The 20,176-nt window shown below is 69.0% G+C and carries 17 protein-coding genes; 9 read left to right on the plus strand and 8 right to left on the minus strand.

The window, feature by feature from the left end:
• Positions 1-12: 12 nt before the first annotated feature.
• From ABGB18_RS40115 to ABGB18_RS40130, 4 genes are read right to left on the minus strand one after another with little or no spacing between them, the layout of a single operon-like run.
• On the minus strand, positions 13-1,221 hold the full coding sequence (locus ABGB18_RS40115) for an ABC transporter substrate-binding protein (RefSeq protein WP_347700907.1): 1,209 nt from the start codon (positions 1,219-1,221) through the stop codon (positions 13-15).
• Positions 1,208-2,158, minus strand: a complete 951-nt coding sequence (locus tag ABGB18_RS40120; protein ID WP_347700908.1) for an ABC transporter permease — start codon at positions 2,156-2,158, stop codon at positions 1,208-1,210. Before ABGB18_RS40120 ends, ABGB18_RS40115 begins: the two co-directional genes overlap by 14 nt.
• The gene (locus tag ABGB18_RS40125; protein ID WP_347700909.1) at positions 2,155-3,168 is read right to left on the minus strand and encodes an ABC transporter permease; all 1,014 of its coding nucleotides are present in this window, start codon (positions 3,166-3,168) and stop codon (positions 2,155-2,157) included. The genes ABGB18_RS40120 and ABGB18_RS40125 overlap by 4 nt, the downstream gene beginning before the upstream one ends.
• A complete protein-coding gene (locus ABGB18_RS40130) occupies positions 3,169-4,599 on the minus strand; it encodes a sugar ABC transporter ATP-binding protein (protein ID WP_347700910.1) in 1,431 nt (476 codons plus the stop codon). It abuts the gene before it with no gap.
• A 575-nt stretch (positions 4,600-5,174) separates the two neighbouring features.
• Between ABGB18_RS40130 and ABGB18_RS40135 the strand changes: the two genes are divergently transcribed.
• Positions 5,175-5,918 carry a FadR/GntR family transcriptional regulator gene (locus ABGB18_RS40135; RefSeq protein ID WP_347700911.1) on the plus strand — a complete coding sequence of 248 codons (744 nt, stop codon included), beginning with the start codon at positions 5,175-5,177 and terminating at the stop codon, positions 5,916-5,918.
• Between the two features lie 414 nt (positions 5,919-6,332).
• Positions 6,333-6,935, plus strand: coding sequence for a hypothetical protein (locus ABGB18_RS40140; RefSeq protein ID WP_347700912.1), 603 nt, complete (start codon positions 6,333-6,335; stop codon positions 6,933-6,935).
• A 98-nt stretch (positions 6,936-7,033) separates the two neighbouring features.
• Here ABGB18_RS40140 and ABGB18_RS40145 read toward each other — a convergent pair whose 3' ends face one another.
• Together ABGB18_RS40145 and ABGB18_RS40150 are read right to left on the minus strand one after the other, a co-directional pair.
• Complete coding sequence (locus ABGB18_RS40145; RefSeq protein ID WP_347700913.1) at positions 7,034-8,953, minus strand: DUF2264 domain-containing protein; 1,920 nt, start codon at positions 8,951-8,953, stop codon at positions 7,034-7,036.
• Between the two features lie 17 nt (positions 8,954-8,970).
• The gene (locus ABGB18_RS40150; protein ID WP_347700914.1) at positions 8,971-9,558 is read right to left on the minus strand and encodes an NAD(P)-dependent oxidoreductase; all 588 of its coding nucleotides are present in this window, start codon (positions 9,556-9,558) and stop codon (positions 8,971-8,973) included.
• Between the two features lie 7 nt (positions 9,559-9,565).
• Here ABGB18_RS40150 and ABGB18_RS40155 point away from each other — a divergent pair, with 7 nt between their 5' ends.
• Both ABGB18_RS40155 and ABGB18_RS40160 read left to right on the plus strand, forming a co-directional pair.
• Entirely contained in the window at positions 9,566-10,393 is an 828-nt protein-coding gene (locus ABGB18_RS40155) for a hypothetical protein (RefSeq protein ID WP_347700915.1), read from the plus strand.
• Positions 10,394-10,645: 252 nt separating this feature from the next.
• Positions 10,646-11,830 (plus strand): DUF6004 family protein, encoded by a 1,185-nt coding sequence (locus ABGB18_RS40160; protein ID WP_347700916.1) that lies wholly within the window; start codon positions 10,646-10,648, stop codon positions 11,828-11,830.
• A gap of 386 nt (positions 11,831-12,216) precedes the next feature.
• Here the strand turns inward: ABGB18_RS40160 and ABGB18_RS40165 are convergent, their stop codons facing one another.
• Positions 12,217-12,864 (minus strand): alpha/beta hydrolase, encoded by a 648-nt coding sequence (locus tag ABGB18_RS40165; RefSeq protein WP_347700917.1) that lies wholly within the window; start codon positions 12,862-12,864, stop codon positions 12,217-12,219.
• A gap of 223 nt (positions 12,865-13,087) precedes the next feature.
• Here ABGB18_RS40165 and ABGB18_RS40170 point away from each other — a divergent pair, with 223 nt between their 5' ends.
• On the plus strand, positions 13,088-13,693 hold the full coding sequence (locus ABGB18_RS40170; RefSeq protein ID WP_347700918.1) for an IclR family transcriptional regulator: 606 nt from the start codon (positions 13,088-13,090) through the stop codon (positions 13,691-13,693).
• A gap of 58 nt (positions 13,694-13,751) precedes the next feature.
• Here the strand turns inward: ABGB18_RS40170 and ABGB18_RS40175 are convergent, their stop codons facing one another.
• The gene (locus tag ABGB18_RS40175; protein ID WP_347700919.1) at positions 13,752-14,531 is read right to left on the minus strand and encodes an SDR family oxidoreductase; all 780 of its coding nucleotides are present in this window, start codon (positions 14,529-14,531) and stop codon (positions 13,752-13,754) included.
• Positions 14,532-14,629: 98 nt separating this feature from the next.
• On the opposite strand from ABGB18_RS40175, the gene ABGB18_RS40180 reads away from it, so the two are divergent.
• The 4 genes from ABGB18_RS40180 to ABGB18_RS40195 all read left to right on the plus strand — a co-directional run bounded on the left by ABGB18_RS40180 (position 14,630) and on the right by ABGB18_RS40195 (position 19,982).
• Entirely contained in the window at positions 14,630-14,755 is a 126-nt protein-coding gene (locus ABGB18_RS40180; protein ID WP_347700920.1) for a hypothetical protein, read from the plus strand.
• A gap of 546 nt (positions 14,756-15,301) precedes the next feature.
• Positions 15,302-15,991 carry an SDR family NAD(P)-dependent oxidoreductase gene (locus ABGB18_RS40185; protein ID WP_347700927.1) on the plus strand — a complete coding sequence of 230 codons (690 nt, stop codon included), beginning with the start codon at positions 15,302-15,304 and terminating at the stop codon, positions 15,989-15,991.
• A 536-nt stretch (positions 15,992-16,527) separates the two neighbouring features.
• The gene (locus ABGB18_RS40190) at positions 16,528-16,896 is read left to right on the plus strand and encodes a hypothetical protein (RefSeq protein WP_347700921.1); all 369 of its coding nucleotides are present in this window, start codon (positions 16,528-16,530) and stop codon (positions 16,894-16,896) included.
• A gap of 185 nt (positions 16,897-17,081) precedes the next feature.
• Positions 17,082-19,982 (plus strand): BTAD domain-containing putative transcriptional regulator, encoded by a 2,901-nt coding sequence (locus ABGB18_RS40195; protein ID WP_347700922.1) that lies wholly within the window; start codon positions 17,082-17,084, stop codon positions 19,980-19,982.
• Positions 19,983-20,176: the final 194 nt, after the last annotated feature.

The following is a 20,176-nucleotide window of genomic DNA, read 5'->3' on the forward strand; positions in this document are numbered from 1 at the left end:
CGCAGGAGCCGGTCAGCCTTTCTTCCCGCCCCAGGCCTCCGGGAACCCGGGCAGGTTCTCACAACCGCACAGCGCGTAGTGCAGCGGCGGCATGTTGGGCCTGAGGTAGGTCGACAGGTTCTCGCTGGTGACCTTCGGCTGCGGCAGGTTCCACATCTCGGGTACCTCCTCACCTTTGAGGATCTTCAGAGCGGCGATTATCGGGGTGCGCCACTGGTAGGTCGGGTACGTGGGCGCGACGGCGGCGAGGCCTGCGTCCTTCCACTTCTGCAGGAAGTCCTGCTGGTCCTCGCCGTTGATCGGCGGCACCGGCAGGCCGGCGTCCTCGAACGCCTCGATCGCGGCCACCGCCGTGGCGCCCGCGTCCATCCAGACGCCGTCGATCTTGCCATACCGCTGGATGTAGTCGCTGACGATGCTCTTGGTCTTGGTGGCGTCGCCGTCGGTGAACTCCACCCCCACCACCTGGAGGCGGCTCTTGTCGAAGACCGCCTTCGCCGCCGACCAGCGGGTCTCCAGCACGTCCACACCGGGCAGGATGCGCAGCGCCAGCACCTTCCCGCCCGCCGGCACCTTCTCGACCAGGAATTCGGCGGCGTCGGCGCCGAAGGCGTAGCCGCCGATGGGCTTGATGAACGTCACCGGGCAGCCTGTCTCCACGCCCCGGTCGAACACGATGACGGGCACCTTCCCACAGGCGGCCGTCACCGCGGGGGTGAGCGTCGCCGTGGTGTTCGGCGAGACGATCAGCGCGTCGCAGCCCTTGGCTTGCAGCTCCGCGATGTCGGAGATCTGCTTGTCGTCTTTGCCCTCGGCATCCAGGGCGGTGAACTCCTTGATCTCCTTGTGCAGGCCCACCTCGGCCTGCATCGTCTTCCACCCGACCTGGCGCCAGGGGTTGTTGACCGCCGCGTTGGAGAAGCACAGGTGGTACGGCCCGTTCTTCTTGTACTGTGCCGTGTCGATCATCTCCGGGGCGATGGCCTGCTCCCAGGGCTTGTCCGAGGGTCCCTGCGGCGTCTGGGAGCGCATGGCCAGCTGGGCGTCGAAGTCCGCCTGCACGAAGAACTTCGACTGCGCGCCCGTGCCGGACCCCTGGGCGCCCTGGTCCGCGCTCGTGGCGGGCGCCGCGGACTGGGTGGTGGCCGTCGGCCTGTCGGTGGTGCAGCCGGCGAGAACGAGCGCGGTCAACACGGCGACTGCGGCCTTATGACGCGGCATGTGCGTCTCCTCTTCGGGGGGTGGACTTCCAGGGAAGTCGGATGGCTCCCGCCGCGACCGCGGCGATGATGATGACGCCCTGCACGGTGAACTCCAGCGCCCCCGAGATCCCGTATAGGTTGAGCAGGGTGAACAGCGCCTCCAGCGTGACGGCCCCGGCCATGGCGGCCAGCACGGCGCCGCGGCCGCCGCCGAGCACCACGCCTCCGAGGACGACCGCGGTGATGGCGGAGAACTCCAGTCCCTGGCCCACCTGCGCCGAGACCCCGGCGAAACCGCCGAGCAGGATCGCCGTGACGGCCGCGGAAAGACCGGAGAGCATGAAGGCGAAGATCTTGACTCGGTCGACCCGGACCCCGGATAGTGCCGCGGCACGCTCGTTGTCACCGGTGGCGATGAGGGTCCTGCCGAAATCGGCGCGCATGAGCCAGATCGCCGCCCCGCCCACGGCCAGCAGGATCAGCACCGACCACGGCAGCGGCCCGAGGCCGCCGCGGCCGAACACCCGGAAGCCCTCCGACAGTGCGCCACGCGGCGCGCCACCGGTCCAGAGGAAGACCGCCCCGCTGAGGATGAGCAGCATGCCGAGCGTCACGATGAACGACGGCACCCCCAGCTTGGTGGTGACCACGCCGTTGACCAGCCCGACGACCAGTCCGACGAGGATCAGCAGGGCGAGGACCGGCCACGTGGCGGATTCGTCGCCGTCGATGAGCCGCGCGGCGATCACCACTTCCGCCGTCACCAGCGAGCCGACCGACAGGTCGAACTCGCCGGAGACGATGACGAAATACTGTCCCGCGGCGAGGATCACCAGCGGCGCGGCCCGTTTGAGGAACGCCAGGAATCCCGCGGGCTCCAGGAAGAAGGGGTTAACGACCGCGATCGCGGTCAGCAGCACCACGAGGACCGCGAGGATGGGAAGTGCCCGCTTCATGCCGACCGCCTTGTCCCGCGCCGGGCGTAGACGACCACCGCGATGACGATGACCACGCCGCGGACCACGTCCTTAACGAAGGAGTTGACCTCGAGCTGGTTGAAGATGGTGTCCAGGACGGCCAGCAGCAGGACCCCGCCCACGGTTCCGGCGACCCCGCCCTTGCCTCCGGCCAGCGCGGTCCCGCCGAGTACGACCGCGGCGATGGACTCCAGGTCGTAGCCGCCGTCGGTGCCCACCGTGGGCGCCCCCGCCCCGAGCCTGCTGGCCAGCAGCAGACCCGCGATGCCGGCGCAGGCCGAGCAGAGCACGTGCGTGATCACGATCACCCGGCCCGTACGGATCCCGGACAGCCGGGCGACCTCCTCGTTCCCGCCCACCGCGTAGATTCGGTATCCCAGCCGGGTCCTGCTCAACAGGAACCAGGCCACGACGGCCACGCCCGCCCATAGCACGGCGGAGACGGGGATCGGCCCGATGCGGGAGTAGCCGAGGAGCTGGAACGACTCGGGCACCTTGCCCGCCGGGCCGTCATACAGGTGGTCGACGATGCCCTTGATGATCAGGGCGACGCCGAGTGTGGCGATGAAGGCGTGGACCTGGAGCCTGGTGATGACCAGCCCGTTGACCAGCCCCACCAGCGAGCTGATCAGCAGCACCGCGGCGACCGCCGGTCCGACGTTCCCATCCTGGCCCGCCATGATCTCCGCCGCGACCAGTGAGGACAGGCTGATCAGGTACGCCACGGACAGGTCGAGCGACCCGGCCAGGATCGCCAGCGTCTGCCCGATCGCCACGATGCCGAGGGCCGCCGAACGCTGCTGGATCCCGACGACGCTCTCCAAGGTGAGGAACTGGCCGCCATCGAGCGCGACGAGGACCCAGCCGGCGGCGACCAGGCCGAGCAGCGCGAGGAACACCACCTGCCTGGGTTCGCGCAGGTGCACCGCCAGCCCGCCGCGCGCCTGGCTGCGGCGGGCGGGGCGGCGGGCGCGCGTGAGCAGGTTCATTCAGGCCACCTCTCCTGTGGCCAGGCGCATGATGGCCTCCTCGGAGGCCCCGGCCGGCAGCGTGCCCACGATGCGGCCGTCGCGCAGGACAACGACGCGATCGCTCATGCCGATGAGCTCGGGCAACTCGGAAGAGATCATCATGATCGCCATGCCGTCGTTTGCCAGTTCGCGCATCAGGTCGTGGATCGCGGCCTTGGCCCCGACGTCGACCCCCCGGGTCGGTTCGTCGAACAGCAGCACCCGCGGCGTCATCGTCATCCATTTGACGAGCACGACCTTCTGCTGATTGCCGCCGGACAGGTAGCGGACCTCCTGCTCCTGGCGCGCAGGCGAGAGGCGTACCCGTTCGAGCAGGTCGCGGACACCGTCGCGGTTTCCGGCGCCCACCGCGCGGGCGACGAGCAGGATGTTGTCGCGCACGGACTGGCGCAGCACGAGCCCTTCGGCCTTGCGGTCCTCGGTCACGAGCCCGATGCCCATGGCCACGCCTTCTCGGACCGAGCGCGGGCGCGACGGGATCATCTCGCCCGTGGTGAACGGCTCCGCGCCGAAGATCGCTTTGGCGAGCTCCGATCTGCCGGATCCCTGCAGGCCCGCGATGCCGACGATCTCCCCGGCACGCAGCTCCAGATCGATGTCTCGGAGCTTGTGGTTGCCGGCCGCGTGCAGGCTGAGCCGTACCTCGCCGGTGCCCGCCGAGCGGGACGGGAAGTAGGTGCCGAGGTCGCGGCCCACCATCAGGCGGATCAGCTCGTCGGGGGTCACCTCGCCGATCGGGAGGGTGGTGACGCGCGAGCCGTCCTTGAGCACGGTGACCCGGTCGGCGAGGTCGAACACCTCGCGCAATCGGTGCGAGATGTACACGACGGCGACGCCGCGTTCCCTCAGCCGCCCGATCAGCCGGTAGAGCAACTCCACCTCGTGCGCGGCGAGCGCCGCGCTGGGTTCGTCCATGACGACGAACCGGGCGTTCACCGATAACGCCTTGACGATCTCGACGATCTGCTGCTGGGCCACCGGCAGGCGCTTGACGACGTCGCGAGGGCCGAAGGGATCCTCGCCCAGCTCGTCGAGGAGCCGCGCGGTAGCCTCCTCCATGGCGGCCCGGTCGACCAGGCCGCGCCTGACGGGCTCGCGCCCGAGAAACACGTTCTCGGCGACTGTGCGCTCGGGCAGCAGGTTGAACTCCTGGTGGATGATCGCGATGCCGGAGCGCTGCGCCTCAAGCGGGTGGCCGAAGGAGACGGGCCGCCCGTCGATCTCGATCGTGCCCTCGTCCGGCGAGTGGACCCCGCCGATGATCTTCATGAGGGTGGATTTGCCGGCACCGTTCTCGCCGACGACGGCGTGGACCTCACCGGTCGTCACATCCAGGTCTATCCCGGACAGCACCCGCACGCCCAGGAAGCTCTTGCCAATGCCGCGCATGCTCAGCACGTGGTGCGCCCTCCTGCCCCGGCCACTCCGATGACGGCGGCGCCGACGAGCCGTGCGGCGCGGGCACACACCGGCCCCATGAAACCTGTCCCGGTGATCCCCGCCCTGGGGTTACCAGAAAGTTTCAGGCTCACATCCCTCATGTTGCGGGATGCTAAGCGGGCTTATGTCGAGGGTCAAGCAAAAGTTCGAACCGATACGACGTAATCGGGGGAGGTGCGCGAAAGATGTCGTGCCGATGAACGGAGTCCCACCGGAACAGGAGCTCTGCTCTCGATCCTGCGCGACGGCCGGCCCCCGGATCCGCGAGTCGGCCCAGCTCACTGGAGGGTTCCGGATGGAACGCGTTCCCCGAGCCTCGCATCTGATCACCGTTGAAGTAGTGATACCCGTCAAGACCTTAAGCCCGCTTATTTCGCCGTTCGCACACCGAGGGCCGAGCGTTCGTGACCTCCATTCCTCGTTCACCAGCGGCAATGCCTGTCGCCGGACTGATCCCCCAACGCCCGTGCCGGGAAGTGCCAGCTCATCAGCCATACTCTTGCAGGGAAGGGCGAGGAGGAGGCATGGTGACCGACACCCCGCGGGAGAGCGGATACCGGCCTGGCTACGAGGTGGCCGCTGAGCAGGTGCTGGAATTGATCGTCCGGCTCGGCCTGCGTCCGGGCGACCGCATGCCGACCGAGAACGAGCTGGCCAGGCGGCTGGGCACTAGCCGCACAGTGGTACGCGAGGCGGTGAAGATACTCTCGGCGCTCGGTCGCGTACGCGCCCAGAAGGGCCGTGGCCTGTACGTGGCCGACGATGAGGGGATGCTCGGCACCGGGCGCTGGGTATCGTTCTTCCTCCCGACCGACCTCGACCATGTCTACATGCTGTTCGAGTTCCGCCGGGCGCAGGAGATGGAGACCAGCCGGCTGGCCGCCCGCCGCGCCAACCCTGCCGAGTTGAGGGCCATCGAAGACGCGGTCGGCGTGTGCCGCCACGGCTTCGAGACCGGACGCGAGGAACTGTTCAACGAGGGCGACGACGCCTTCCACACCGCCATCGCCACGGCCTCGCACAACATGTTCCTCCAGGTCGCCGTGCGGGAGGCCCGCAGGCTGCAGGCGCAGTCGAGCCTCATCGGGCTGCGCGGCTCGGTGGGCGGGCACGCCGCCAAGGCCGTCGAGGAGCACGATGCCATCTACCAGGCCATCCGCGCCGGCGACCCCGAAGTGGCCGCCCAGGCCGCGGCCACGCACGTCGACAACACCCTCGACGACTACCGCAGGGAGATCCAGCAGCGCCTCTTCTTCCCATCCCACTGATCCTGCCGGCCGGCGATCGGCAGGATCGAACCCCCGGTTCGGCCGGATGCGCCCCCGCGAGACCGGCCACCGACTGGGCGCCGCGAAACGATTCGATTGACCGGCCGTGAAAGGTTCATCGCGACAGACCGGCGGTGGCCATGGCCGCTCCTCCTGGTCAGGCGCAGGAGCGGCGGGTTCTCTCAGGCGAGGGCTCTCGACGTCGAGCAGGCCGGGTCTTGACAGGTCTGCCACGGTCATATTTGCTCCGCTGCACCATCCTTTTCAGCCGCCAGGAAGAAAGGAGGACCGATTACGGCGGTGCTGAGTGAGCGCTAACACTTAAGGAATTCGACCGGTCGGCGAATGCGCGCCGGGGTCGGCGAGATTTGATGGGCGGAACGTGGCGCGCCGCCTCGACTCGGTATTTTCGAAATGAGGCCAGACTCGACTCCCCGAGCCCCGGCAGAGGCGAACGCCGCGATCCTTGGCGCGGCCTCATTGCGCGCCGATCCGCGCCTGGCGGAGCGGCTGTGGGAGCTTTATGGCGAGCGCTTCGACTGGCTGGGCAGGCACCATCCCATCTCCATGGAGGAGTCGCAGGCCACCTTCAATTCGGCTCTCTTGCACAGCGACACCCAGACCTTGGCGACATTCGAGCGGGGCCGGCCGGTCTGCATCGGATTGTTCATGACCGGCCTGGCCGCGTGCGACTGGCTCTCCCCGGAATTCCGCGCGAATCTCGAAGAACAGGCCGCGGCCGACAACGAAAATCTGATCTATTTCTACGGTCTCGCGAGCAGCACGAAAGCCGGCGCGGCGCACGCCGAGGAGGTCATGGCCACATTCGCCCGAACGCTGTGGCGCACGGGAAAGCCGTGCCGTCTCATTTTCGAGGCGACCAACCTGTCCAGCCGCTACATTCCCCACCTTGTCGGGAAGTGGGTGCATGGGAGCGGGTACGGCGGCTTCGCACCGGGGACGTCCGTCGAAGCGCTCGCGCAGGTGGACTTCTGGTACCTCAAGGCGACCTCGTGACCGCCCGCCGGGTCATGCGAGCCCTGGAGGATTTCGAACCGGAGCTTTCCCGACCTGGCCACCGACATCCACAGCGCCCACCGCGACCGTGACGGCCGCTACTGGGTGGAGGTTGTCCGCAGTTGATCGCCGACCGGGTGCGCCATCCGTTCGGCGAGCCAGGCGGGAAGCGTTGGCGGCTGGGACCAGGCGGATCGCCAGGCGGTGCTGTCGGGGTCGGCCAGGACGGCGCAGGCCAGCCAGTGTTCCCCTGCCTCATGGCGGGAGACGAGCGTGGGCAGGGCGGTACGGGGGGTGATCAGGTTGGTGTTGGGCTCGGTGAGGATCACGCGCCCGTCGCGCGTACCGGACAGATCGAGCAGGCCGCTCCCGCCGGAAGGGCCGCATGCCCAGGCGGCGCCCTCGATCTCGAGCGTGTCGAGCCGGTCGGAGCGGCCGACGGCGAAGCCGCCCTCCGCTCCGGTCAGCGGGCGCTCGCATCGCACTCGGTGGACGCGCAGGTGCCACGGCGGGCGTGGCAGCAGCCAGGTCTCCACTTCCACACCGGGCATGGGCCGCCAGAGGGAGCGCAGCGCCTCCCCTTCCCACGCCGCCTCCCCTTCCCACGCCGCCTCCCCTTCCCGCGCCGCCTCCCCTTCCCGCGCCGTCGTTTCCTCCGGCTCCTTCCCGCCTTCCGACCGCGTGCGCACGTGGTAGTGCACGCCGTCTTCCGACAGGGCCAGCATGTTGTCGGCAGCCGCCTGCGCGAGGCCGCGGCTTCCGGCGGGAACGCTGAAGCCGAACGCGGTGGAATAGGCGAACTTGGCGTACTTTTCCGCCACGTGCCGTGGCTCCCAATCCGCCCACTGGGCGCCGCCGGAAAGGGCGGTCACCTGGCGGCCCGCCTCGTCCCTGACGATCAGCATGCCGGCCTCGGGCACCGCGTGGACCCGCGGCAGGTCGGGCAGGCGTGACTCCTCCGCTTGCCAGAAGGGATGGGTTTCCGGCAGCGCGAGTGGCAGGAAGAACTTCAACGCCCAGTACGGCGAGCCCGGTGAGTTGTAGCCCTCTGCCATGATCAGGTTGGCGTAACCGTACCCGATGGAGAGCGTCGCGTCGGGCTGGAAGATCGGGGGGCGGCTCCACCAGCGCAGGTGGCGCAGCGCGAGTCCTTTGAGCACGCCCCAGGGCAGCGCCTCCACGTCGGCGAAGGCGAGCGCGCCCCAGAAGGCGCCTTGGGCGAAGCGATAGGTGAGGCTCCGCCCGTACGGCACGGCCGCACCGTCGGCGGTGAACCAGTGCGCGAAGTCCTGGGCGAACAGCGCGGCCCGTTCACGGAACCGCCCCGCCCGCTCGGAGACTTCGGAGGGGGCGTCATCGGCGAGCGCGGCGCAGATCAGGCCGTAGAAGTGCATGGCGAACGGTACGTAGTAGTCGCGCTGCCTCGTCGGGCCGTCGGAGTACCAGCCGTTGTCCCCAAGGGAGAAACTATCCAGGCGGTTCAGCGCCTCCCGCGTCGCGGCGGGGTCGTGATCCGCGCCGACCCTGGCCAGGCCGAGGTTCACCAGCACGCGGAAGAACAGCCAGTTGTTGTCCGGGGTCTGGCGCCGGTTGATCAGGGAGAGCCAGCGCACCAGGTGGTCGCGCGCCGACGGCGCGAGCGGCTCCCATACTCGCTCTGGGACCAGGGCAAGGGCGAAGCCGATGGCGGCCATCTCCACCAGGCGCTGGTCGCGGTCGGCAGGGTCGCCCCAGAACTCCGGTCCGCCGGGATCGGTGCCGTTCGTCAGCCCTCGGACGTAGGAGTCCCAGCCGTCGAAGTGGCCTCCTCCGGCGGCCAGCGGGGCGAGTCCCCACAGCGGGCGGGCGAATCCCTCCAGCTCCGCGGCGGTGTCGTCGAAGGCAGCCCCCGAGTTGCCGAGCCGTACCCGGGCGCCGCCGGGGCTGAATCGCGGGGCGAGCGGCGCGCACAAGGAGCGAACCGCCTCCTGCAGGTCCGCACGGGTACACAGCGGGTTGCCGGCGAGTGGATTCGTCATCGGGATCGCCCTCCGTGTCACGCCAGGCGGTTGATCATATCGGCACGCACGGGATGCGCGAACGGCGGGCCCCGTACGTACCGATCCAGCTCGTCGAGGCCGACCGGTCGCGCGCCGAGCGCGGCCGCTCCTGTCTCGTCGAGGTACGGGTCGTAGATCAAGAGGTCGAGGTCGAAGGGGCGGAGCAGGTCGAGCACCCGGCGGCCGATGTGCGAGGCCCCGATGATGCCGACGGTTCTGCGGTAGTTGCCCAGCGAGGGGAAGTGCGCGGCCCAGTCGAGGGAGCGGCGCTCCCCGCGGTAGAGGTCCCTGAGGCCGAGCACGCGCTTGCCGGCGAACAGGATCGCGGCGACGGTGTACTCGGCCACCGGGAGCGCGTTGGCTGCGGCCCCCGAGGAGACGGCTATGCCGCGTTCCCAGCAGGCATCCGTGATCAGGCTCTTGACCGTGCCCGCCACGTGGACGACGGCGCGCAGCCCGGGTGCGCGGCGCAGCACGGAGGCGTCGATGGCCGGGCAGCCCCAGCAGGTGATGAGGATCTCGGCCGAGGCCAGGTCCGGCACGCCCGCGAAGTCGCTGACGACCAGGCCGGGGTCGACGTCCACCAGCCGGGTGAGCCGGTCGAGCCGGGCGACCGTCGTACTGCCCTTCGACGCCTACCATCTCGACGATGCGGCCCTCGCCACCATCGCCGACGCGCGCAGCGCGCTCGTCCGGGAATGCATGGCCGACAAGGGCTTCGACTGGAAGGAATCATACGGGTTCGAAGAGGGGAACCCGCTGCTCGCGGGAAACGCTCGCCGGTACGGCCTGGCCGACTCCGAAGCGGCCGAGCGCTACGGCTATCACGTCCCCGACAGTCCGCAGGAACGACAGGCCCAAGCGGCAGAGGCGGCATGGAGGGAGCTCGCGAGCAAGGAGGAAAAGGCCGCCCTTTACGACCCGGACGGGTGCGCGGACCGAACCGACTCCGCCTTGTGGAAGGGTATCGGTGACCGGAACACGTCCTGGTTCACCGACCTGGAATTCGAAGCTGTCGATCTTTCTGCGGAAGATCCGGCGGTGGCCTCGGCCATTCAGGCATGGAGCGACTGCATGCATGACAAAGGCTTCGACTATCGGACCCCACAGGCGGCAGTGGAGGACCGGCGCTGGAAGCTCGACTCACCGCGGGTCTCACCGGCCGAGCGGGCCGTGGCCGTCGCCGACGTCGGCTGCAAGAAGCGGACCGATCTCATTGCAGCCCGGACGGCGGCGGAACAGCTCATTCAGGCGAAGATGCTCGAGCAGCACGCCAAGCGGTTCGAGGCCCTGCGGAAGATGAACGCACACCTTGTCGGCAACGCGCGGCACGTACTCGACAGTGACGACACGAACGACGGGGTTCTCACCGTGCCACGGTCAGCGGGCACGGCGCGCGATGCAGCAGTGCCTGGCTGACCGAGCCGAGGACGTGGCACGCAAGGTACGTTGGCCGCCTTCCCGGCACCCGCTGATCGTGAGCGGGAACACGTCCAGCGCTGTCGTGCTTCACCCCTGACCACCCCCGCCACGTCCGCGTCTCCACCTGGCTGAGGGCGGGCGTGCCCGCACCCCAGGTCGCAGCGTTGATATCCTACGGATCTACGCCAAGTGAATCGTCAGCCACGGACTGTCGTCGATCTTCACACAACAAGCCGATACCGTGAGGATATGACTGCCTTTCGAGAGACTTATGAGTCGCTCAATCTGGAGCCCCAACCGATCCGCGCCCACCTCCTCGCCTGCACCACCGTCGTGTTCGGCGACGACTACTACGCGGGCCACCGCGAGACGATCAACCTTTCCGGGTTAGTTCAGATCAACACGTGGCCGATGCCCGGCTTCGAGACCCGCGTGGACGACAGTGGCCGCTCCGAGTTTGAGCAGGAGCTGATCAGCGCTCCCGAGGTCGGCATCAAGGGCTTCAGCTACGAACTCGACGACCGTATCCAGCTGCTGTCCAACCCGTACCTGTCCAGCATCGGGCTCGTGCGGCAGATCGCGCCGGGCAAGAACTTCCCGGCGCAGATGCACATCGGCCGCTTCGGCATCCTGGAGACCAGCACCCTGCGCCTGACGCACCGCAACACCATCGACACCTACGCCGTCATCGACAACATCCCCCCATACACGAAGCCGCTCACCAGGCCCTACCACGGCGCCCCACGCGGCGACGGCCCGTTCGACATCGCCCACGCGCCGAACGTGCTGCGCGGCACCACCCTGCCAGAGGCGTGGTATCCGGCCGACGACGACAACGAGCCGATCGGCATCACGCCCACGATGTTCTTCGCCCCGAGCGCGGCCCCGTTCATGTCGATGCTCGTCGACCCCTCCATGATCATGCAGACGTCGATGGAAGGCACCATCGACGTCGAGGTCAACGGCAAGACCGAGCACATCGACCTGGCCGGCGACCACCTCAAGGCGGCGGGCGCCGAGATCTTGCTGTTCGGGCCCGACAAGCACGATGACGGGACCGGCGTGGTGGCCCAGATGGCGCGCCTGGCCATGACCGGTCACAGCGACGCCCTCGGCGGCCGCGTGATGCTGCGCGCCAGCTGGGCGCGGCCGTCCGGCGGCGCCCTCGGCGAGGGGAGCGAGGGCAGCCTGAGCCAGGTGCGGTTCCCCAGCGACCTGCACATCGACGCGGAGTTCGAACTCGTCACCCAGGCCAGCACCCTGTATGCGGCCAACCCCGTACGCTTCGGCGGCAAGCTCAAGGACTTTGAGCCCGCCGGCAGCGAACTGGCCATGAACGGCACCGACACGCCGATCATCAGCGCCGACGGGGCGGTCAAGGCGCGTCTCACCGGCGCGCGGTTCACCATGGGGGACGCGTCCGTCGGCGAGTAGGCATACGTCACCGACTGACAACCCTCCAAGGAAGAAAGGCATCCGGGCGAACCGAACCGATAACGGCTGTCGGCGTCAGACACGCTCAGGCACCGAACGAAGATCGCCTGCCTGGCGCCAATTCCCGCACGCATCCTCCTCGCGGACCTACCTTCGCGCGCGTGCACAAAGCACGCGCGCGAAGTAATCGCTTGTGGCTGCCCGGTTCAGCACCGTGCCTTACGTGGAGTTGGCCCGGTTCGGCGGACACCTGATCTCTGGGGAACCCTGGAGATGGCGAAGTGCACGGTGCCAACCAGCAGGGCGCGGACGAACGTCGGAGTGACCGCGTATCCGACGACATTGGCAATTTCATTTCCAGGGGCGCCGCTTGATCGCCCGTATTATCAGTGCAGGACCGTGTCGGCGAACTGGCTGTTGTCGAAGGCCGGAGCAGCGGCGGCGAATTCGGCTTCGGTGAAGGCCCAGAAAGGCGACCAAACCCGCCACAGGTGCCGGCAGAACTCCCGTGTGCGCCGCCGCAGGAGCGTTTCGCCGTGTGGCGTGTTGAGCAGCCACTGATACCAGAACGACGACACCTGTGGCATCGACAGTGCGGTGATCGGGGTCGCCTCGTTGTAGCCCGTCCCCAGGGTCACCATCGACAGCAGCCGCTCCGGCCACAGGCCCGCCAGGGCATAGGCCGCGCGGCAGCCCCAATCGCTGCCCACGAGGTGAAACCGCTCGACGCCGAGATGGCCGGGGAGCCGGACGACGTCCATGGCCAGCGCCGACGTCTCAGCCGAAATCGGGTGACCCTCATGCACGAGCGTGGGGCCGTGCCCCCGGATGTAGGGCCGTACCAGACGCAGGCCAGGATCCTTGGCGAGCAGGTCCGACGCCACGCCATCCCACGTCGCCGCGGTGTCGGGAAAGCCATGAAGCAGGAACACGGGCACCCCGTCGGCGGGCCCGTCACTCTCGAAGCTTGTCGTGATGTCGTCGAAGCGCACCCGGTGGATGATGCGCGAGTCGAAGGCGGCAGGCGAGGTCATCAGCGTTCTCTTCCGGCGGAACCGTCGTGTGTCGTGCCCGGATATTAGAAGTTGACCGCCAGACAACCGAAGGGTGAGACTCACTCAATGAGTCGGGCCGCCGATCCCCAGGAGACCGTGCCGCGCGGAAATCGCCCGCATCACCGGCCTTCCCAAGGCCACGGCCAACAGGTTCGTCGCCGAGCTTATCGCCGAAGGGCTGCTGCAGCCGGTCGAGCACGGGGTGCGCCTGGGGTTGGGGCTGTTCGAACTCGGCAACCTCGCCGAGCAACGCGGGCTGGGATTAAGCGACGTGGCGACGCCCTATCTGGCCCACCTGTACGAGATCACCCGGGAGACAGTGCAGTTGGCCGTCCTCGACGGGCTCGACGTGGTGTACATCCAGAAGATCTCAGGCCGGGCCTCCACGAAGCTGAACACCCGAATCGGCGGGCGGATGCCCTTGACCTGCACCGGCTCAGGAAAGGTCCTGCTGGCGTTCTCCGGGCCTGCCTTCCTGGAGCGTGTGCTGGGCGAGCGGGGGTTCGCCCGCCGGACCGCGAACTCCATCACGGATCGCCCCGCACTGGAGCACGAGCTGGGCGAGATCCGCCTCCGCAAGTACGCGGTGGACCGGGCAGAGTTCCAGAACGGCGCCGCGTCGGTGGCGGTTCCGATCTTCGCGCGATCGGCGGTGGTCGCCGCCGCCACGGTCTCGGCGCCCGTTGAGCGGCTTTCGGTGGTGTCCCTCGTTCCCGCGCTGCACGCCACGGCCGCGGCGATTTCCCGGGAGATCGCCCGCGTGCAGCCGGATCTCGGCCGGCATCCCGGCTCACGACAGGCCGGGTGATACGCTGTGCGACACCTTCGACGATCGCGCTCACCCGGCATGTGAGACCGGCCGCCTCCTAGTGGACGGACAGACCGCCGTCAACGAAGATCGACTGCCCGGTGACGTACGCGGCGGCGGGACTCGCCAGGAACACCGCCGCCCCGGCGAAGTCCTCGGGCAGCCCGTTGCGTCCGACCATCGTGCGCGCGGCCAGCGCCGCGACCTTCTCGGGATCCGCCGACAACCGCGCGTTCAGCGGCGTCATCACGAAACCGGGCACGAGCGTGTTGCAGGTGACGCCGTACGGTGACCACGCCTCGGCCTGGGAGCGGGACAGCGACTCCAGCCCTCCCTTGGACACGCCGTACGCGCCGCTCTGCACGAACGCCCGATGTGCCTGCTGAGAGCTGATATGGATGATGCGCCCGAAGCCCCGCTCGGCCATGCCCGGGCCGAACCGCCGGCCCAGCAGGAACGGCGCCTCCAGGTTCACCGCCATCGTCGTCTCCCACACTTCCTCGGTCAGCTCGCCCATCGGCGGCCGCAGGTTGACCCCGGCGGAGTTCACCAGAATGTCGGGCTCCCCGAACACCGCCGCCGCCTCCTCGGCACCAGCCCGGACGGCGTCACGGTTGCTCAGATCGGCGCTTACCCAGGCCGCCCGGCAGCCGTGGGCCTCCAGCTCGGCGACCGTGGCGGCCAGTTCAGCCTCCTTGCGCGCCACGATCACGACGCGGGCCCCAGCCCGGGCCAGGGCCTCGGCGATGGCCCGGCCGATGCCGGAACTGCCCCCGGTCACCACGGCCACCCGGCCGTCGAGGGAGAACAGGCTGGAAAGGTACGCGGGTGAATTCATGGGCCGCACTCTAGAGCAGACTTCGAGGGAATACGTCGGCCATGTCGGGGTCTCGGCCATGGCCAGGGCGGCGCCCGGTGCTCCCGGCTGCCGGCCGCTTGCGCCCGCTCGCAGGCGACGGCTGCTTCTCCGACCTGGAGAAGCAGCGTGTTCATCTGCCGCACCACCAGCGCGGCCAGCTCGTCATACGACGCGCGGCGGAGGCCGGGGCCTTCGGCACCTGAAGATCATCCCACCCTGCGGGCAGTCCTCACGACAACAAGATCATGAACTGCTGAATGCTTACAGCAGGCCGGCGTCGTCCTGCTCGCCGAGGTCTTGATGTGCGTAGGGCCCGCCTGATCAACACCCTTGAGGTCACGGATGACCCAACAGGTGATCTCGCCCGGGACGTTCAGGAGCGCATGACCAATCTGGTTCGGCAGAAGGCCGACAAGCTGGCGCAGCTTCGCGACCTGAGTATGGCGCAAGAACGTACGCCGACGAGACCGGCTCGGCGGAGTCCTCCACGAATACTCACATGCCGCTTGAACTGCACGGACGAAGGTTTTCGGCAAGGAGCACAAGCCCCGGCTTCCGCTACCGGCAGGCCCTCGCCATCGCGCGCGGCCGGAGATCGTCCGGCCGCCGCCTCCTCGGCTGAGGCTCTGGCCGCGGTGGCCGCGTTCAACGCCGGTGGACGGTGAGGGGCTTGTGTGTGGGTGGTGAGTGATTGGTGAGCGGTCCCTGTCAGCCTCGTGGTCATCGCCTATCACTTACAGGAGGCCGATATGACGGACTTAAAGGGCAAGACCGCGCTGGTGACCGGCGCCTCACGGGGAATGGGCCGAGCCATCGCCCAGCGGCTGGCCGCGGACGGTGCGCTGGTCACAATACGCAAGCGATCCGCGATCGTTGCGACGCTGAGCGCACTGGCTCTGACCACCCTCGCCGGTCCAGCCGCCGCCGAACCCGAGCCGACCAGCGTCGGTGTCCAGGCCGAACCGGAGCCGACCAGCGTCGGTGTCCAGGCCGAACCGGAGCCGACCGATGTCGGCGTCCAGGCCGAGACGCGGTACCGCGCGGTGCGAACCTGCTCGGTGGATGGCCGATCATTCAGTGCCGACCTGCGAACCTATGGCAAGCCCACCGGTACCGGTGATGAGACGACGGTCTGGACCTGGGGCTACAACATCGAGTCGGCCGGTGGCAACACCAACAACTCGGAAGTCTGGGCCTGGGAGGTGGTCAACCACTACGGCGACCAATATGGCTGGGTGTTCGCCGGGGGAGTCGGGAGGGATTTCAGCGCGACCGAGGACGGTGCTTGGCACAAGGGCCCGCAGCCCTACTATCCGTTCATCGGCTTCCCCAACAGTAGCCAGGAGAATGCTATGCGGATCTCGGTAATGTTCGATGGTGACGCGAGCAAGCAATGTTTTGTGACCCTGCGGGTGAGCGACCTCTACTGGTCCCCGTGATCGGGTCGTGAGTTTCGCCGAGCCTGGTGCGACTTCACGCTCGCTATGAGCCCGGCCCGATTTGATCTGTGCGTCGTCAACTGGCGTTGACCCTGGCCCCTCCAGGTTGGTCAGGTCAGTCACGACTGGATCGGCGTCCACTGTGGGTCGCGGCCACCGCACGATCTTTGGTTGTCTTCACGAACTCCGAATGATCACGCGGTGGCCGTCGCCATGTGGCCCCTGATTGTTCAAGGTCGCCAAGTGTCAGCAAGCATCGAGCGTCGAGGAGTCGCAGGGCCGCTTGGCTTCGGGCGATCAGCTCGGGGTCGCCTTCGGCCATGCGCAGAGCCAGGGCCTCCTGCAGCACTTCGCGTGCCTCCTGTTTGCGACCTGGGTCAGCAAGGGTCTTGCCGAGATATTGGAGCGGGAAGCACACCTTCTCGGGTACGTTCTTCCTCGCAAAGGGTAAGCACCGCGCGGCAGAGAGGTTCCGAGGCTGCTGCGTCACCTGAGTAGCGATAGGCGTCGGCCGGATTGATTGACGCGGTGGTCCCGTGACCATCCGTGTGGCCCTTCAGTTCCTGCTGGCCCTGACGTACCTGATCGTTCCGCTTGCCGGTCACCGGTACGGCTTCGCCGCCCAGCGGGCAGCCGATGCCGAGATCCGACGCCAGGGCCATGATCTCGCCGTACTGGTCAAGCACGGTCTCGACTTCACCGCCAGCCATGCCAGCGTGGTGGTGTCAGTGGCGATCGCCGTGGGCCTGGCGACGCTTGCCGTGCTGAACCTCGGTGACCAAGCCGCTGCTCACCTGGATCCTCCAGCCCATCCTGCTGATCGCCGGCGGCCCCAGCGGCCGTTCCCGGCAAGACGGGGGCAGAACATTCTCGCCGTCCGGGCCGCGCCGCAATGTCGTGATTGAGCCCCGGCGTCTACGGCCAGTCGCGAATGTCAGAGAGCATAGGGTTGCCGTCAAGGAGACCGATTGGTGGGGGAGCGGTGATCGCACAGTGCGGGCCGAGGGCCCAGACGTCGGAGCGCCGTATCGCGTTCGGCGGACGCGTTCCGCACCCCGGCACCGCCCTGACCGGCTTCTGATCTTCTGCCGTGCGATTCGGTGTCCTGGGGGCCTTGGGGGTGTGGTCCGCCGATGGCGAGACGTTCGCGGTCGGCGGACCGCAGTTGCGTTCGCTGCTGGCGATGTTGCTGCTGAACGTGGGCCGGACGATGGGCGTGGGGCGGCTCGTCGAGGGCATGTACGGCCCGCAGGCGCCGAGCGGTGCCGGGCACGCCCTGCAGTCCCAGGTGTCCCGGCTGCGTCGCCGGCTCAAGGCGGCCGGGGAAAAGGGGGATCTGCTCCAGTTCGGTCCGGCCGGGTACCGGCTGCTCGTCGATCCCGACGACGTGGACGCGCACCGGTTCGAGCGGCTCGCCGGCGAAGGACGGCAGGTGCTCGCCGCCGGGGATCACGGTGGCGCCGCCCGGCTCCTGGGCGAGGCACTGGGACTGTGGCGGGGTCCGGCGCTGGCCGACGTCATTGACGCGCCCTTCGCCGGGGAGCAGGCCGCCAGGCTGGAGGAGTTGCGGGTCGCCGTACTGGAAGACCTGGTCGAGGCGCGGTTGGCGCTCGGTGAGCACCGCGACCTGGCGGCGGAGCTGCCGGAGATGGTGGCGGCGCATCCGCTGCGGGAACGGCTGCGCGGACAGCTCATGCGGGCCCTGTACGGGAGCGGCCGCAAGGCCGAGGCGCTCCAGGTGTTCGAAGACGCACGGCGGACACTGGCGGAGGAGTTCGGTGTCGATCCCTCTCCTGAGCTCGGCGGTGTGCACATGGCGGTGTTGCGCACCGAGCCCTCATCCGCCAAGGCGGCGGGAGGTGGCGTTCCGGCCCAGTTCACAAGTTTCGTGGGGCGTGACGGCGACCTGGAACGCGTTCGCGCGCTGTTCGGCGAGCGACGACTGGTCACGCTCACCGGGCCTGGCGGGGTCGGCAAGACCCGGCTGGCGGTCGAGGCCGCCGTGCGGGAGCGGGATGAGGTCCGCTTCGTCGACCTGGCCCCGCTCGCCGACGGCACGGCCGTCCCGCAGAGCCTGATCGAGGCGCTGGGCCTGCGCACGGCCGGGCTGGTGCCCGCGCTGTCGGGCCCGCTCGACCCCGTGGAACGGCTGATCGCCGGGCTGGCCGATCGACGGGTGCTGTTCATCTTGGACAACTGCGAGCACGTCGTCGCCGAGGTCGCCACGCTCGTCCGTCGGCTGCTGGTGGCCTGCCGGGACCTGCGGATCCTGGTCACCAGCAGGGAGAGGCTGGGCATCACAGGAGAGACCCTGCACCCGGTTCCGCCGCTGCCGCTGAACGGCAGCGGCCCGGAGGCGCTCGGCCATCCGGCGGTGCGGCTGTTCGCCGACCGGGCTGCCGCCGTGCGGCCCGGTTTCCTGATCGACGACGCCAACGTCGGCGCGGTGCTGCGCATCTGCCGGGCGCTCGACGGACTTCCGCTGGCGATCGAACTCGCCGCCGCGCGGATGCGGTCGCTGACGCTCGAGGAGATCGAGGACCGGCTGGACGACCGGTTCCGCCTCCTGTCGCGTGGCGATCGTTCGGCGGCGCCCCGGCACCGGACGCTCCGCTCGGTCGTCGGGTGGAGCTGGGACCTGCTGAGCCGCCCCGAACAGGCGCTGGCCGCGCGGCTGACGGTCTTCAGCGGCGGCGCGCCGCTGCATGCGGCCGCCCGGGTCTGCGGGCCGTCCGAGGGCGAGGTCGTCGAACTGCTCGCCGACCTCGTCGACAAGTCGCTGGTGGAGGCCGGCGGAGGCCGGTACCGCATGTTGGAGACCGTCCATGAGTTCTGCGCCGAGCGGCTGGCCGCCGACGGCGAGCCGGAACAGGTGAGAGCGGCCCACGCGGCGTACTTCCTCGACTTGGCCAGGGCCGCCGAGCCGCACCTGCGCGGCCCTGACCAGCTGGAGTGGCTGGCCCGCCTCGACGCCGAACGTGGCAACTTCCACGCTGCGCTGCGCTGGGCAGCGGGGGCCGACCCCACGCTCGCGCTCCGCCTGCTCGCCGCCCTGTCGTGGCACGGGCAGTTGCGGGGACTGCCCGGCGAGCGAACCGCGGTGGCCGCCGACCTGCTCCTGACGATCGGCGACGAACCGCCCGCCGGCCTCGAAGAGGAGTACGCGCTGTGCCTGGCGCACGCCGCGGCCGGCGACACCGTATACGATCAGCGACTGCGCGATCATCTGGGACGCCTTGCCGATCGGCGTCTCCGATACCCGTTCCTGCGCGTCCTGCGGTTCATGGTGAACGGCCCCTGCCACGAGGACGGGGAGGTCCCCGCCGATCCGTGGTCCCAAGCGTTCACCCACCTGGAATCAGGGGTCAAAAGCTTGCTCGGCGGCGACCGGGACACCGCCGAGCGGGCGTTCCGGGCCGCGCTGGAGGGGTTTCGCGGGACCGGGGACCGCTGGGGAGTTCTCGCCGCCCTGGAGCAGGTGGCCTGGTTCGCGGACGAGTCTGGGTTCGCCGCGCTGATGGCGCAGGCCATTGACCTGGCGGGACGGCTGGGCTCGGTGGAGGACCTGACCAGGCTGCTCGTCAGGAACGCCGACGGGCTGGCCGACGCCGGCCGGCTGCTCGCCGCGCGTGCGGAGTACAAGCGCGCCATCGAATTCGCCCGCCGTACCGGAACGCCCGAGACCCAGGCCGGTGCCCTGCGCGGGCTCGCGGACGTCGCGCGCCTGTGCGGTGATCTGCAGGGCGCCCGCGAGCTGTACGACCAGGCGCTGCGAGGCTGCGGCCGGGCAATGATCGGCGCCGCGTTGACGCGCTGGCGGATCCTCATCGGCCTGGGCCGGGTGGCGGAGGCCGAGCAGGACACCGGCCAGGCCCGCTTCCACTACCGCCAGGCCCTGGCCACCGCGCGCGCGTCCGGGGATCGTCCGGCCATCGCCGCCTCGGCAGCGGCGCTGGCCGCGCTGGCCCCCTTTACCGCCGGTGGGCTGTGAAGGGCCGGTGTGCGGGTGGCGAGCGGTCCCTGCCAGCCTCCTGACCACCGGCTATCGTTCGGATCTGGAACTGGCAGGAGCCGTTGATTGACTGATCTGAGTTCCCGGCCGTTCGGGGCTTTCCATCACTGTGTGTGATCGCCAGGAGCGTAGGTCTTCCATGTTCCGCCGCCCTCGGCTGCGAGGTTCTCGGC

The organism is Nonomuraea sp. B12E4 (genome assembly GCF_039871825.1).
In the GTDB taxonomy this organism is placed as follows: Bacteria; Actinomycetota; Actinomycetes; order Streptosporangiales; family Streptosporangiaceae; genus Nonomuraea.